Source organism: Coleofasciculus sp. G2-EDA-02, assembly GCF_040226375.1.
Lineage (GTDB): Bacteria > Cyanobacteriota > Cyanobacteriia > Cyanobacteriales > Coleofasciculaceae > Coleofasciculus.
Window position 1 is genome coordinate 1 of the sequence record NZ_JAVKEW010000029.1, and the last position, 15127, is coordinate 15127.

The 15127-nt window shown below is 44.9% G+C and carries 20 protein-coding genes; 2 read left to right on the plus strand and 18 right to left on the minus strand.

Annotated features, from left to right (window positions below; genetic code table 11):
• The 7 genes from RLO19_RS03105 to RLO19_RS03135 all read right to left on the minus strand — a co-directional run.
• A partial coding sequence (locus RLO19_RS03105) for a hypothetical protein (protein ID WP_446353745.1) occupies positions 1–254 on the minus strand: 254 nt, incomplete at its 3' end.
• Positions 255–256: 2 nt separating this feature from the next.
• Positions 257–1657 (minus strand): sodium/proline symporter, encoded by a 1401-nt coding sequence (locus RLO19_RS03110; RefSeq protein WP_446353747.1) that lies wholly within the window; start codon positions 1655–1657, stop codon positions 257–259.
• A gap of 111 nt (positions 1658–1768) precedes the next feature.
• Positions 1769–3115 carry an ATP-grasp domain-containing protein gene (locus RLO19_RS03115; RefSeq protein ID WP_446353749.1) on the minus strand — a complete coding sequence of 449 codons (1347 nt, stop codon included), beginning with the start codon at positions 3113–3115 and terminating at the stop codon, positions 1769–1771.
• Positions 3116–3295: 180 nt separating this feature from the next.
• The gene (locus tag RLO19_RS03120) at positions 3296–4123 is read right to left on the minus strand and encodes an O-methyltransferase (protein WP_446353751.1); all 828 of its coding nucleotides are present in this window, start codon (positions 4121–4123) and stop codon (positions 3296–3298) included.
• A 76-nt stretch (positions 4124–4199) separates the two neighbouring features.
• The gene (locus RLO19_RS03125; RefSeq protein ID WP_446353753.1) at positions 4200–5561 is read right to left on the minus strand and encodes a sedoheptulose 7-phosphate cyclase; all 1362 of its coding nucleotides are present in this window, start codon (positions 5559–5561) and stop codon (positions 4200–4202) included.
• Between the two features lie 1008 nt (positions 5562–6569).
• Complete coding sequence (locus RLO19_RS03130) at positions 6570–6740, minus strand: hypothetical protein (RefSeq protein WP_446353755.1); 171 nt, start codon at positions 6738–6740, stop codon at positions 6570–6572.
• Between the two features lie 56 nt (positions 6741–6796).
• Positions 6797–6925, minus strand: a complete 129-nt coding sequence (locus tag RLO19_RS03135; RefSeq protein WP_446353756.1) for a hypothetical protein — start codon at positions 6923–6925, stop codon at positions 6797–6799.
• 331 nt (positions 6926–7256) lie between these two features.
• On the opposite strand from RLO19_RS03135, the gene RLO19_RS03140 reads away from it, so the two are divergent.
• Positions 7257–8093: a PEP-CTERM sorting domain-containing protein gene (locus tag RLO19_RS03140; protein ID WP_446353758.1), complete on the plus strand. Its 837-nt coding sequence runs from the start codon at positions 7257–7259 to the stop codon at positions 8091–8093.
• Positions 8094–8175: 82 nt separating this feature from the next.
• On the opposite strand, the gene RLO19_RS03145 is transcribed toward RLO19_RS03140, so the two are convergent.
• Positions 8176–8913 carry a peptidylprolyl isomerase gene (locus RLO19_RS03145; RefSeq protein ID WP_446353759.1) on the minus strand — a complete coding sequence of 246 codons (738 nt, stop codon included), beginning with the start codon at positions 8911–8913 and terminating at the stop codon, positions 8176–8178.
• A gap of 91 nt (positions 8914–9004) precedes the next feature.
• Complete coding sequence (locus tag RLO19_RS03150) at positions 9005–9232, minus strand: hypothetical protein (RefSeq protein ID WP_446353761.1); 228 nt, start codon at positions 9230–9232, stop codon at positions 9005–9007.
• Positions 9233–9239: 7 nt separating this feature from the next.
• Between RLO19_RS03150 and RLO19_RS03155 the strand changes: the two genes are divergently transcribed.
• Positions 9240–9500 (plus strand): hypothetical protein, encoded by a 261-nt coding sequence (locus RLO19_RS03155; protein WP_446353763.1) that lies wholly within the window; start codon positions 9240–9242, stop codon positions 9498–9500.
• A gap of 577 nt (positions 9501–10077) precedes the next feature.
• Here RLO19_RS03155 and RLO19_RS03160 read toward each other — a convergent pair.
• From RLO19_RS03160 to RLO19_RS03200, 9 genes are all read right to left on the minus strand, one after another.
• Positions 10078–10365 carry a hypothetical protein gene (locus RLO19_RS03160; protein ID WP_446353765.1) on the minus strand — a complete coding sequence of 96 codons (288 nt, stop codon included), beginning with the start codon at positions 10363–10365 and terminating at the stop codon, positions 10078–10080.
• A gap of 121 nt (positions 10366–10486) precedes the next feature.
• Positions 10487–10663 (minus strand): hypothetical protein, encoded by a 177-nt coding sequence (locus RLO19_RS03165; protein WP_446353767.1) that lies wholly within the window; start codon positions 10661–10663, stop codon positions 10487–10489.
• Positions 10664–10909: 246 nt separating this feature from the next.
• A complete protein-coding gene (locus RLO19_RS03170) occupies positions 10910–11167 on the minus strand; it encodes a hypothetical protein (protein WP_446353769.1) in 258 nt (85 codons plus the stop codon).
• Positions 11168–11230: 63 nt separating this feature from the next.
• Complete coding sequence (locus RLO19_RS03175; RefSeq protein WP_446353771.1) at positions 11231–11491, minus strand: hypothetical protein; 261 nt, start codon at positions 11489–11491, stop codon at positions 11231–11233.
• Positions 11492–11763: 272 nt separating this feature from the next.
• Positions 11764–12024: a hypothetical protein gene (locus RLO19_RS03180; RefSeq protein WP_446353772.1), complete on the minus strand. Its 261-nt coding sequence runs from the start codon at positions 12022–12024 to the stop codon at positions 11764–11766.
• A 64-nt stretch (positions 12025–12088) separates the two neighbouring features.
• Positions 12089–12346, minus strand: coding sequence for a hypothetical protein (locus tag RLO19_RS03185; protein WP_446353774.1), 258 nt, complete (start codon positions 12344–12346; stop codon positions 12089–12091).
• Entirely contained in the window at positions 12343–12543 is a 201-nt protein-coding gene (locus tag RLO19_RS03190) for a hypothetical protein (RefSeq protein WP_446353776.1), read from the minus strand. Before RLO19_RS03190 ends, RLO19_RS03185 begins: the two co-directional genes overlap by 4 nt.
• A gap of 147 nt (positions 12544–12690) precedes the next feature.
• Entirely contained in the window at positions 12691–13131 is a 441-nt protein-coding gene (locus RLO19_RS03195; protein ID WP_446353778.1) for a HetP family heterocyst commitment protein, read from the minus strand.
• Positions 13132–13552: 421 nt separating this feature from the next.
• The gene (locus RLO19_RS03200; RefSeq protein ID WP_446353779.1) at positions 13553–15079 is read right to left on the minus strand and encodes an HlyD family efflux transporter periplasmic adaptor subunit; all 1527 of its coding nucleotides are present in this window, start codon (positions 15077–15079) and stop codon (positions 13553–13555) included.
• Positions 15080–15127 lie beyond the last annotated feature (48 nt).

Genomic DNA, 15127 nt, shown 5'->3' on the forward strand with positions numbered 1-15127 from the left:
GGGGTATAAAGGGCGGTATAAAGGGCGGTATAAAGGGCGGTATAAAGGGCGGTATAAAGGGCGGTATAAAGGGCGGTATAAAGGGCGGTATAAAGGGCGGTATAAAGGGCGGTATAAAGGGCGGTATAAAGGGCGGTATAAAGGGGGGTATAAAGGGCGGTATAAAGGGGGGCAAGAGAGAGAAGGCTTTTCACTCCCACCTTTTCTAAAAAAGTCTGGCATTTATTTTTGCAGATGGCGTGAAAATCAGACATTTTTAAGTGGTTTTATTGGTGAGAAAAACTTGAGATACTAAGTAGATGAGCCCCCCCGCCGCCATACCCGGAAGCACTTCGTAAACTATACCCGATAAATTCAGTCCCAGCTTCCAGAACAACGCCGCCGAAATCCCCCCTAACATCATCGCGATCGCGACTGGCGTGATCACCGATTTTTGCCAAACCCGCAAGATTAATAGAGGTCCTAAACCTGAAGCTAAAACTGACCAGGAGAATGTAATCAAGGCAAAGACATTATCATCTCCGGCTAAAGCAATACTCAAGATAATTAATGTCACCGTTAATGTCCCTAACTTGGCATACTTATACGAATGTGCCAATCCCGGAAACAGGTCTTGAGTTAATGCGGCTGAACAGGACAAAATTTGCGAATCTGCTGTCGATATTGTAGCCGCAAATAGTCCAGCTAGCATCAGTCCCACTAAAATAGCCGGCAATAATTCCAGGGCTAAATAAGGTAGTGCCAATTCTGGATCACCATCGGTTAACAAATCTGGCAAAAGAACACGCGCCGCCATCCCCACACCCATGGCTGAAAACGAGGTGAATAATGCACAAATCACTTTAATATCCCGGGCAAAACCCATATTATTCGCCGAATCAATCGCCATCGCCCGAACTAAAATATGAGGTTGTCCCACGACACCAAATCCGGCTACAACCCAGCCAATTAAAAAGGGCAAAAATCCCCACTCTAGATCCTGTGGACTTAAACTCACCAATTCTGGGTCAATTGCGGCAAGCTGTGTCCAGAATCCAGCCAATCCGCCACAATTTGCAATCGCCACCACCACCAACAGTACCAGGGAACCAATCATAATTGTGGCTTGCACCGCATCTGTCCAAATTGAAGCCCGAATTCCCCCCGAAAAACAGTAAATCACCACGACAATAGCACCAACAATCACACCGAGGGAATAATTCCAATTAAACACCGCATGAAGCGCCTTACCTCCAGCAACCAGTTGCGCCGCCGCATAAGAACCCAGAAACGCGATGGTAATTAAAGCCGAAATTGTGGTAATCCAGCGAATTCCTTTCGTTTCTTGACCCAGGAAAGAAGACACTGTATCGGCAGAAATTTCTTCAGAAACCAGTCTTAATCGTTTAAACACAAACCACCAAGCAATATAATCTCCAATTGCCCAGCCAATGGTTAGCCAAATCGCCGATAGTCCAATCGTATAAGCAAAGCCAACCTGACCAATAAATAGTAACCCACTTTGACCCGTCGCCATAGCGGAAAGGGCGACTAGCCAGGGATTCACATTTCGGCTGGCAAGGAGGTAATCGGTTGTCGTATTTTTCTGTTGAGTTGCCGAGTAAATACCGACTCCGGTAAATAACAAAAGAAATAAAATAAATGTTGTTGCAATCATTTTGATTAGTGATTGGTGGTTGGTTTTGTCAGGGTGGGTTTGACGATTCTCACCCCGCTGTAACTAAACCCGTCCCCCTGTAGAGACGTTCCATGCAACGTCTCTACAGGATTAATCTCCCCCCAATTCCACCAACTTACCAATATTAAAATCAATCCTGATCCAGCCCTGCATCCGGCGCAGATTATCCAGCAATAATAAAGGAATTTGCCAGTAGTGTACCATCAAAAAGGGGAGGGGGTCATCCACCTGAAAAATGGCATCTTTGCCGCCAAAAACTGTCTTAAACCAGCGCTTTATATCCCCAAACGAGCGAATCTCATTCAACCGCCAAACTTCGTGATATAACCAATAGGTTGGTTTACTTTCCGGCAATGGCTGCAAAGGTTCAGGTAACGGCGTGTCACTCAAATACGCTTCCGCTACTCCTGGATGGTTATAAAACATGGTAATAGCAGAATGAGTGCGAGGATTACACTCGATCGCGTAAACCGTCTCATCCTCTGCCTTGATAAAATCAAAGGAGGCTTGTCCCGCTAGATTCAATCCCTGGACAAACTGACTCACCCACTGCAAAATATCCGGCTGATCCACGTTTTCATAGTTCACTTGAAACGCCGAAGATTCACAGCAGCAGTGCAGTCGTAATTGCCCATTCCGCACTGTACTATGAGTACAGTATTCCGTTCCCTGAATAAACTCCTGCATAATCCAAGGTTTCTCTTCACTGATGGGTAAACTATTGACAAATGCGGCAGTTTCTGCTGGAGTTTCACAGGGAAGTTTCGTTAAGTTTAAACGCCGCACAGAGTCGTAGGGAATGCTTTTCAGGATATACTTTCGGGTTTCCTGAGAAAAGTCAAAATCAATCACCTGTTGCGGGTGAGTAATTTTAAAGGATTTCGGTACAGATAACCCAAATTCTCGTGCTTTTTGGGCAAAAGCAAACTTATCATCCAGAAGTTGGGTAACATCTGGATCAAAGTGAAAGACTTCACAACAACCCGATAACACAGGCTTGGCTAGAGAGTCATAATAACTGGCGACGGGACTACAGACGGGAACATAAACATCCACATTTTCTTGTTTCGCGATCGCGAGTAAGGCTTGAATGTAGCCATCGGGATCTTTGTTGGGCGCAGGAACCGTATAAAAGCGATCAACCGCCCGGGAAAATCGATGTCCCACTAACCAATACTTATGAGTTTCCACTAAAATAACCCGATGTCCATCGGCGGAGAAAGACCGCGCCAGTTGCAGCGCTTTGGTCATTTTCCCCCCGGTGAGCATAATAGTTTTCGGATTGGGGTTAGCAATCTTAGGTTTCTGGAAGGGGCGGGTGAGACTATCCCACAACAGCGCCACGACGACAACGGTTAAATTGAATGGAAACGCGATCGCGAGTAAAGTTAATGTCCCCAGGTTTTGCAGTACAGCGAGAATACGTGATGTTGTCATTTGTCATTTGTCAAGAGTAGGGGTTTGGTCTCCAAACCCCTATTTAATCGGTAAATTGAGGGTTGAGTCGGGGCGGGCGCGAGTTACATTTTGGTGAAGTAAGAAAAAATAGTTGTGAAACCCGCCCCTACACATAATTCAAGACGCGCCACATAATTCAAGATGCGCCATGATACCTCTCTACACCCGCCGGATTAAGGTCAAACCGTCGCGCAACGGTAATACAACCTGTTCAACCCTAGGATCATCCGTAACCACCTGATTAAACTGGGCGATCGCGTCTCCATTTGCTGTCCGTTCTGCGGGTGCTAAATAAACCTGTCCTTGAAGTAAGGTATTATCCACACAAATTAACCCATTTGGCGCTAATAACTGGGTATCCAGGAGCATCTGATAATACTCCACATACTCCTTCTTATCCGCATCAATAAATACCAAGTCAAACGACTCTCCCGCTGCCACTAATTGACGCAGCGTCTCCAAGGCTGGGGCAACTTTTACGGTAATTTTGCCACCATGAGGTGAAGCTTGGAAACAGGTTTGGGCAAAACTAGCCACATATTCATCCACCTCACAAGCAATCAGTGATCCATCATCGGGTAACGCCTCAGCCATGGCTAAGGCGGAATAGCCAGTAAACATACCCACTTCGAGGACACGTTTCGCCCCAGTCATCTTGACAAACATCTTTAGGGTTTGTCCCTCAATATGTCCGGATAACATCTCCTGTTCTAACTGGCGCACTGTCTCGCCATCGGAGAATAGTTTACTCCAGTCTTCGGTGCATGTTTTCTCAACCAAGGCGGTTAAGGCTGGAGAATCTGGAGTGGTATTTTGATTCAGGTAGGGTTCGAGTCTAGCCGCGAGTTGATAGGCTTTTTGCAGAGAACGCGCCAGTTGCGGATGTTGTGCTGCGTCTACTAATTCCAGGGTTTGTTCAAGGTGTTCCACCAGAATCCCTAGGGGAGTAACCGCTCGCTTTGTCGCGTCTTTTGTTATAGTTTGCATGATTTGTTTCCTAAATAATGTGGCAATCTGTAGAGACGTTCCATGCAACGTCTCTACATAGGTTGAGGGGATAGAATTATTCCAAACCCAAATCATTGAGATACATTTCTACGCCAGCACCAGCATCAGGTAAGGTTGCACAGACGGCTTTATGCTCCCATACCGCCGCTTCCAGTAAATCCGGGGGTACCTCTTGTGCATAATCACAAGCACCGATACCACAGGGTAGAGGTGCCCACAGACCCCCATCTCCCCGCTTACAGCGCATATTTTTCTGACCCGCAATCATCAGATCAATGTCTTCGAGGATAGGATGATAGACACTCAACCCCAGAGAGCGAATCAGTGCGATAATGCGATCGCGTTCTGTGGATTGCAGCCAGCCTAATTTCGTCGCTAAACTAGCGCCGAACGCCATTCCTACCGCTACCGCATGACCATGCATCAACTTAGCAGCGGGTTCATAACGGGGACTCCAGGTGTGACCATAAGCATGAGGACGATCCTGATACGTCTCGAACATATTGGTTCCCTCATGTTTCATATAAGAGAACAATGCCCGATAAATCACCTCATCAGCAATTTTGGCTAACTCCTCATCGTTTCCTAAGGTAGCGAAGTGAGTTTCAACTAAGCGCGAACCATAGTCTTCGAGCAGTTCAAACAGAACCGGATCATCCGTCACCGCCATTTTAATAATTTCCGCCATGCCATTCCGGATATGACCCGTGGCGAGGGTGCGGAAAAAGGTGCGGTCTACCAAGGTTAGCACGGGCGGATGATAAGCCCCAATACTATTCTTAAATTGTTTGCCATTGGTACAGGTACGGGGACTAGGACCTGCATCAATTGCCGCGACTACAGTCGTACCCACCATAATATAAGGCGTGCGGCGATGTTGTAAGGCACAGGCTAATCCCGCCACATCACTGAGAACCCCCCCACCAATCACTAATACGGGTTCATTGCGGGAAACATCACAGCCGTCTTTTCCGAGAAATTCCAGCAGGCGATGCACCGTTTCTGGGGTTTTATCGGCTTCCCAGGCGCGACAGACATTCATCTGGAGGGGAATTTCGTGGGTGTCAAAATACTTACGCACCGATTCCCCGTACAAACTATCTACCGTTTGGTCGATAATGGCAACACAGCGACCTCGACTATTATAGATTTCAGCCAAGGTTGGGTTAGATGGGTCGAAGACGCCCTCAATTAACCTGACTTGCGCTTTTAGGGTAAAAGTTGCAGTGACTTCAAAGGAGCGATTATCATTCCCCGGAACGATTTCTCCAGACCCAGTGTACCATTCCGAGGTGCGATACTTGGCTCCATGTTGTACCCCAATATTTTGGGTTTCTCTAGTTGAGAATGAGTCGATTAAATCGTCCTGAAGGGTTTCCGTCAGTTCGGTTTGAGGAAGGGTTGTTTGCAGAGTCATGGTCCTTTGGTTTTTCCTGTACTTAGTGATTCAGTCACGTTTAATGTGACAGGGTGTTGTCCATTTCTGAAATTATTGGCAGCGAAAATTAACCCGATTCCGGGGGAAACACTGTGGCAAAATTTGGCAAGTAATACTAGAGAAGCCTAATCGCAGTGACTTAAAATAGGTTCCTCGTCAGCCTTTGAATGCTAGGTGCGATCGCATGGCTGACTACAACCACTTAATGAGAGCGGCATTCTAGTTATCTCTTCTCTCAACTTGACCCAAAAACCAGGATTCCTGGCTGATTGGATTCCGTTCAACCAAGGTAGTCATCAGGGTTTATCCTGATTTATGTTTTTCCAATGGGATTGACGTTGGAAAAAAGGACAGAAAACTAACTCCTAAATAGCTAACCCGAAAGCGTTGACGCCAAGTGATGAGAATAAATAATCAATCACTTGACTGGCTTGGCAGATAATCCTGACAAGCTTATCTAGTCTTCAATCAGCAGGTTTTCGGTTAAATAATGTTCTTCATAGACCGTTGGCAAAACGGTGAACAAACTGATTTTTGCAAAGGGTCTTACGTAGACAAACTTGGCTTGAAGCCTATCTTACACCTCACTGGCGCTGTTGTTGCCAACCAATAGTCTGTTTGGTCAGCAGGCTTCAATTTTAAGTTACACCCGTGATTAATTTGCTGATCGGGGTTCAGCGGTTTGGTGGTAATATCCATCCTTATTACTGCTCGAAATTTTTCATCAATCATGAGTGTGTTAATGATGAATTCACTGATAATCAATCTGCCCATTTAGACCAAAAAGTTTGGCTAAAGGAAATTATCTCTGACCAGAAACAATTGTCGGCAGGTAAGGGAGGTTGCCCTCATTACAAAATTTAATGCACGTTTGTTAGTGTAACGCTTTACGTTTCTTGTTCTTTGTAGTATTTGATAAATTTATAATTTCTTAAATATAAATATGAAAAACTTATTAAATGTAGATTAAAAAGAATAAATGAAGTCCTATTTGTCAATAAGTAAAAATACTGATGATGCCGAAAATGGGAAATTAACTAACAGGAAAACGGCTAAAAATGATTGACTATCTCTTTTTAAGCTATGAGCTTTACCATTGGCGGTGAATTTTGCCGCCGGAGTGTTGACTTTGGCGTCAATGGCGAAGCGGTATCGCATTCGTTGGAATGAAGCATCCGCCAGGAGAGGGATAATGTGCAGCTTTGCGCGATTTTTTAGCCACTGTACAGGGGTACAATCGCTCTCCACCTCGATGTAGCGGGGGTTTTCACAGATAGGATTGTCTGTTGAAAAAATAGCGCGATCGCACAGTAGTCAGAAATATCATAACCGCCGTCTTTCATCGGTGACGGCAATGATTAATGACTCATGCTTGAGGTGATACTATGTTATGATAACTCTTTACACAACCTTTAAACTCAATATAAAATTTTTACAGTAGCTTTATGGTTTATTGAACATTTTATTCTAAAATAGAATACAATCAATAAACAAGAGGCAAATAAATCGATATACTTCTTTCGTTTAGTCTACTTGTGTCCTTAAGCAAATTTGTTTAAAAATTGCTATGAATAAGGCGATGTTTTTAGTGCAAACTGGGTATAATGCTCTATTTTGAAGGAGTATTAAATCGTTTAATTCTTTGTCAATTTATTACTAATCAGGGAGGCATTTATGATCCAAAAACATCTACTAGGTCAAGGTTTATTTACATTCGTTACACCTTTAGTAACAGGTTTAGCCCTTACTACTTCGCCAGCTATCGCCGCTACTTTCGCCTCGTCTGAGGCAAAAGTCAATCTTGACAATTTTAGCCACGCCCCTACCGACATTTCTACACTTACTGATACTCAAGTAACTGCGATCGCAACCAATGGAAGTGTGACAGCAGACGCCAAAGCCGAAGCCGTTTTTACAGCCGCTCCGTTTGGCACGACACAAGCCAATAATTACTCGTGGAGTCAAACTCAAGGTGATGGCAGACGCTACGTTGGCTTAGCAAAAAGTTTTGCCGCCATTATTGGTTATGATTTTATCATCAAGGCAGGGGATACATTTGAATTCGATTTTATGGGGTTTTTAAACCTGGAAACCTCAATTGATAATCTGCCAGGAGAATATGCCACGGCTGAGGGAATGATTTCTTTGGCATTGTACGACAGTACTAATCCAGCGAATTGGGTGCTGTTAGATTCATTCCTGCTATCTGGGATTTTGGATACTCTAGGAGAGTCTGATGATTTAGATTATCAGTTTTCTGAGAATTTTACATTGAATTCCAGTGACACGTCTTTAGACACTGATTTTGTGGGACAAGAGGAACTGGCTGAAGCCGTGATCAATGGCTCGTATTCAAAGACGTTTGATAGCTTAACGAAGTTAATTTTAATTGAAGCCAAAACCAATCAAGCCCAAGTTCAAGCTGTACCTGAATCCTCTAGTCTACTGGGGTTACTTGTATTGGGGTTGCTGTTCCTGGGATATGGATTTAAACAGAAAGGGCGGGTTTAGTAACATCTGGGTGAGGTAAGAAATGATAATAGTAGGGGCTTGGTTAGGGGCTTGGTAACCAAGCCCCTACTATCTGTTTTCTTTAGGTTTGGTTATGTAGCCGATAATTAATTTCACTCGTTAGCCACTCTTGAAACAGGCGATCGCGGATTTCTTGATAGCGCTGAGGGGTTAATTCGGCAGGAATAAAGGCTTCTACCATGAGGATATGATAACCCAGAGTCGTTTGGATTGGACTAATCACTTCTTTTGGGGGCGTATTGAAAACGGCGGCGGCTATCTCTGGTTTTAATTGCCAACGGTAAAGGGTTCCTTCACAACCACACTGCTGTCGGCGTTTCTCATCACTATCATAGAGATGAGCGACTTGATAAAAGCTAATTTCTCCTTCTTCAATTTCATAGAAGAGTTCTTGGGCGACTGACTCAGTGGGAACAATGATTTGATAGAGTAAAACTTGGTCAAACTGAATCCTATTCTGAGCAAAAAACTTCTCCACTTCTTTGGCAAAGAGAGATTCAGCCAATTTTTCCGTCAGCAGGCGATCGCAAATTCCCGCTTCCCAATCATCCGGGGAAATCATCTGCTCAGCTAGCCAAGCCAAAGTATCTGACGCCTTCTCCAGACGCATTTCATGACGCTGGCGATCGGCTTCTGCTTGAACTTCTTGTGCCGTGACGACTATACCCCGTTCTTGAGCCGTCTGATTAATCACGTTTTGAGATAAAATTTTATAGACTATCTCCTTGATTTGTAGGTTTCGTTTCAAGAGGCTAATAATTTCATCTAAATTGACAGGAACTGTCGAACTCTCGTGCATCTGTATCTCAGGCTGGACGTTCAGAATCTTCGTTCGTAGTTAGCACTTTAGTGCCATAATCATTCGCATCACCAACTACAAACTCTTAGGTTTAGTCGATACTAGAATTAACCGGAACCCACCGCAAACCTAAACCGGGGAAAACTCGACTGGGTACGCCGACAACTCGATAGGTAACCGATTCGGTATTATCAGCACTCTCTTGAGAATGACTACTACTGTGACTTTGGCTAGTGCTGCTACTTTCCCCAGGTGATGGTTTAGAAAAAGCCCCAATAAACGTGGAAACGGATGGCAATGTTGTCGTAGGTTTCAACACCGGTGAGATGATTTGCCTCACAGAGGGTGTCGTCGGTACAGTGGGAGCCGTAACTCGAGTTGTCACCCTTGGGGAGGTTATCACTGGGGTAGCGGAAGGAGTGACAACTGCATTGGTTACAGGTGGTGTGGCTGGCGCTGTGGCTGTTGCAGTGGTTGTATTGGGAGTTGTGGTAGAGGCGGTTGCGGTGGCGCTACTGCTGCTGGATGTAGCTGTGGGGGAACTTGCGGTGGCGCTGCTTGTACTGGGTGTTCCCGTAGAGGAGTGAGCCGAAGCACTACTGCTACTATGGCTACCGGAACCATGGGAAGATGACGATGAGCTGGAGTGGCTAGAACTACTACTAGAACTACCACCAGTAGTCGCAGGGGATTGCATCATGGGATTACCAGGAATGAAAACGTTTTGGGGTAAATTACCTGGGATTTGAAACATGTTTTGAGGTATAGGTTTAGCTTGGCATGGGGAAGTCATCAAGAGTGCCATAGTTGCTAAAAGTATACTTCCAGCTAAGCTAAGCGATAAGGTATAGTGATAAATTCGGATCATCACAACTCCTTGGCAACTGGAGATGCCATTCGAGGAAACAAAAATGCTGAAGCAGCTACTGATTAGAGGGGAAAAATTACCATGTCCTCGAATCAATAGCTGATTCACTGAATAGATAGCAGTTTTTGAGGTGTACTATAGTGTTGTCTGCCTAGCTGTCTCATCGACAACGATAAACTGCTAGAGGTATCTGGCAACTTTATTAGGACTTACGCACATCCCCTATTTGTAGGGTGTGAAAGCGCCTGCGTAACGCACCATTACGGCTATAGATAGTGTAGCTGCCTAAGTCCTGTTTATAAAGCACCCGTTTGGACATAAGCATAAGCATCCGTATAACCTCCTAGGGAGAAGGAACGAGCGACAGCGAAACCGTAAGCGTTGGCGGCTGTGTATCCTCCACTATAGGAAAAGTTAAGTCCTCTGACAGAAACACTAACGCCGGCACCAACCTGAGTTGCTACATCAACACCAACATCAAGAGACGATGAAACTTTAGGAACATAAAGTCCACCTTTTACTTCGCGGTTTTCTGTTGATAAACAGTCACAGAAGCTGAGATCGTTAATCGTTAAGTGGGTCATTTTCTTACTCCTTGTGCTATGACGTGAAGAGAGTAAACTCCCAGAAAAATTATGGATACAGCTTGACTTGGGAGTTTATATAATCTTCAACGTATCAAGCAAAACTCAATTATTTGGTTGATCAAGACGAAAAAGAGACTGACAATGTAAATACTCCAAGTTCGGTGAATGTTACACTGTCTTCTCCAGTGGCAAAGGCAAAAGCATCGCCCCAAGCCTGGGTAAACCAAACACCGCCATTGACAACTGGGGTTTCTTTAGCGACAAGTTCTAAGTGTTCTAAATCCGAGATAATCATGATAATTTACCGACAAATAAATCAGTGAACAAATGCTTAGCAATAGTCTTCTAAACTTTTGATTGAATAAGGGCTAAGTGCCAGACATTGTTAGCTATATAAAAGCCAAAGTCACGATACTCAGTTCATGTCTAGATCACTTATCTCTAACCCATAGATTAGTAAACTTAGCCCTTATTCATTGATGGCGACTACCCTCTAATAAAAGATGAGTCTCAACCTTCTTGGTGACGCCGACGCTGTTTACTAATAGTAGTAATAGCTTGATGTTGATGCTGATGAGCTGGAAAAGGAAGAAGCGGCGGCAGTACCTTCATCGGTATAGGTGTTGGTTTCGGTCAATGTCGAAGCGGAAGCACCGTTCCCGTAGTAGTAGTAGTAGTAGGGGTAGGAATAACCACGGGCTAAAGAATCAGCAAAAGCTCTAGCACTGGCAAAATTTCCACCTTCAACTTCTCTCGATTCAGAAACGACTTGCAGATGTTCTAAGTCAGAAATAATCATCACATTACTCCTTTTGTTTTCACAAGAAATAGGGGATAAATACACGAGTGAATTTTGACAACCTTACCAATAGTAGTAATAGGTTGATGCTGATGAGCTGGAAACAGAAGAAGCGGCGGCGGTGCTTTCATCCGTGTAGGTGTTGGTTTCGGTCAATGTCGAGGCGGAAGCCCCGTCTCCGTAGTAGTAGTAGTAGTAGTAGGGGTAGGAATAACCACGGGCTAAAGAATCAGCAAAAGCTCTAGCACTGGCAAAATTTCCACCTTCAACTTCTCTCGATTCAGCAACGATTTGTAAATGTTCTAAGTCAGAAATAATCATCATGAGATTGCTCCTTGAGCTTTGATAATTAATGTTACAGAAATCCAAAACAAAATTTTGACTGTTTAAGGGCTAAGTACCCGATTGAGTAAGCCATTTTTATGTGAGATTGCTTACTCTTTTCTCATTTAAGACTAACTATTTTATAACTGAAAGCGTCGTGTACTTAGCCCTGAGCAACGTCTCGTGACTAACCTTTCACAAAGGTATTCTTCTTATTGAGCAGAAGATAATTGCCTTTTTTTGGGATAGTCAAACATCAAATGTTTCTGGCGTTAGTAGGAATAGGAGCTGGCGTTACCGGAAACATAAGAAGAGGAGGAGTTGTAGTAGCCGTAGTAATAGGGGTAGCCGTAGTAATAGGGGTAGCCGCTATTGGTACTCGTGTTTACGTACTGGGAGGCGTAGGTGCTGGAGTAAGACCGACCATATGCATTAGCTGATACCGAACCATTAGCAGAAGCATTCGCCGATCCACCTTCAATCCTATTATCTTCGCGAAGGTTTTCCAGATGGTCTAAGTTAGAAATAATCATCACGTTACTCCTTGAGTGTTGCTAATTAATCGTGCAGAACTTAAAACATCAAATGTTTCTGGCGTTAGTAGGAATAGGAGCTGGCGTTACCGGAAACATAAGAAGAGGAGGAGTTGTAGTAGCCGTAGTAATAGGGGTAGCCGTAGTAGCCGTAGTCGCTATTGGTGCTCGTGCTAACGCGCTGGGAGGCGTAGGTGCTGGAGTAAGATCGACCATATGCATTAGCTGATACCGAACCATTAGCAGAAGCATTAGCAGAACCGCCTTCAATACTGTTATCTTCGCTAACGATTTCCAGATGTTCTAAGTTAGAAATAATCATCGTATTTCTTCCTTCAAGTTGCAATTTTTTTGTGGGTCTACAACCAAATTTTTATCTCTTTTCTTTGGTTGTAAGACTAATTTAATACTTATACTTATTGACCGTCTTGCCAAAATGGCACGGTTATATAAAGCTTTGATGAAGAAGGAATCGTGTTTTGTGAAGGAATGATGAAGTTTGTCGTAGAGACGTTGCATGCAACGTCTCTACAGGGTTTTGGCGATTGCTCTAATCCCCGCAATCTGCTGTAGACGATACCCGCGCCGACTACAAACAGAAAAGGGCGCACGTCGGTGCGCCCCTACGGTGCTAATCCATTAAATTTAGGCGAATACAGCAGAATATCACCGGAAAACCTGGGAAATCTTCGACACAAAATCCGCAAAGCGAGGTGAGAGCGATGAAAATCCCTGGTTCGCTTCACCCCCTCTTACCCGCACAGGCTGCTCACGCACTCGCTCTAAATAGGCAAGATCCTTGATTTTGGTTAAATTCTGCCTTGAGCTGGAATCATAAGCAGGAGAATGAGTGAATTGGCGATCGCGCTCTATAACGGTACTGGCTTCGGGTTCTTCGTCTTGCAGGGATTCACGGTGTTCTTTGATCAGGCGGTAATACGTCCGATACGCAATGTATTCTGAGGGTTCGTAGCCTAAATCGCGCAAGAGCAAAAAACACGCCCATGAATACTTCCCGTCTAGTATGGCTTCGGTAATTTCACTCACTTTCTCAGCGTCAAGGGTTGTGGCGACTCCAGTATTGCCATCAGAGACGTTGTAAACCATAATTAGTCCTCTTACTATCTATCTATGTATCGTTGGGTAGTCTGAAGGGTTTAAGGAAGCTTTACCGAAAAATTGGGTCTAAAGCCTCGTTCTTCTAGGACGACTTTGTGTTAAAATTCGCCTAGAGGACAGGGTATTAAACCTCTATAAACACCCAGAGCCGAGAGGCATCGCACCTTGAAAACTAGGCTGGGAGGGTTCTGTACAGGAATGCTTGTACAGGTAAAAAGTCTAAGCACCAAGTACCAGAAAACACATTTTTTCTTGTTTTCAATAGTACGGTAGGGCATATCGGAACTAGCTTCTGCAATGGAGCAAAACGCTTCTGGAGAGATGCTCCTCTGGTATGGAATAGGCAACTGTTTCATAATAAGAGCGCTCTATGAAAGAAGCGCTACTCACGCCTTTAGGCTGAGGAGTGTCAAAATTGCATGCCACCTTTTTGCAGTTGTTTAATCGGATCAAATAGGATGTCCACAATCCGGCGGCGACGCAAGACGATATCTGCACTCGCCGTTTGACCCGCTTTCAAGGGAATCGTGGTCTGATTGTCACGAACTGACTTCTGCTCTAGGGCGATTTCCACCTGATAAACCGCACCCAGGCGTTCATCGGGTTTACTATCAGGGGAAATTGAAGTGACTTTGCCGGAAATAACTCCGTAATCCTGATAGGGAAAGGCATCCAATTTAACTTGTACAGGCATTCCCGTCTTGACAAAGCCCGCCTCTCGATTGGGTAAAATCGCCGACAGCACGAGGGGTGTATCCTGGGGAGCGACTTCTGCAATGGTTTGTCCCGGTTGCACGACTTCGCCCGGATTGGGCAGATTTAGGGATGAGATGCTGCCATCAACAGGAGACTTCAGAGATAATTGTTGTAACTGCGCCTTAGCTGTAGTCAGGCGATTTTGCGTCTCGTTAATTTTGGCTTGGAACTGAGTTACTTGGACTTGCAGTTGCTGAATTTTTTGCTGCGACTCGAGTAACACCCGGTTTCCCTCGGCTTGCTTTTGCGCCAGTTCCGCTTTAAGTCGCTCTAATTCAGCTTGCGCTTGCCGTTGTTCGGCTTGGAGTCGGTGGGATTCTGATCGGCTTTGCTGAAGTTCTCCTTTACTTTGGGTAATTTGGTGTTGGCGATCGCGTAACGCCTGTTCCCGTTGGAAGACGATTTCTTGGGAAATAGCGCCGTCTTCGAGCAACGGTTGTAATCGTGCTAATCGCGTTTCATGGGCTGCGACATCGGTTTCGAGTTCCTGGAGTAGCTGTTTTTGGGTGTTGATTGTCCCTTGATTTTCTACCAACAACACCTGCTGGGCTTCAGCTTGCGCCTTCGCTTGGGCGATCGCGGCTTCTTGGGCTTTAATCTGTGCCGCTAAAACAGCCTCATGATTTTCCGCTTCCTGGCGGATCTGCTCAATTAAGCCCTTTGTCTGCAACCATTCGGTTTTATGGGCGGCTAACTCCTGCTGCAAGCGTTGGACTTCATTGGCGGCAATTTCCCGATCTAACTCCACCAAAACCTGACCTGCTTGCACCACCTCGCCTTCTTTAACCGCGATGTTGTCCACTTTCCCGGAAACAACGGGATGAATTTTATACACATCACCTTGAGGAACTAACCGCCCTTGAGCATGACCCACTTCATCAATGGTGCCAAAGTTTGCCCACGCGGTAAACGCTAGACAAAAAACAACCCCACCTAAAACGAGTTTGCGGGGTAATGTGGCAGGCGGCTGATCCAGTAAGGTTTGTAGTGAAGTAGACCAATTGCTGTTATTAGAACTCTCGGTGGCTGAAGTCGCCACCGTTGAGGAATTTTGTACATTTTCTGGTTGGTGTGAGGATGCAGCAAGGGGTACACTATCTGGTGTTCTCACCGCTACACCACCATATAGTTTCTTCAGTTGAGTCGCATCAGGCGTCAACAACCTATCCTTTAAGGGCACAGCAGCGATCAAATGACTTGGCTGCGTTGAACACCCTGAATTAAAAAC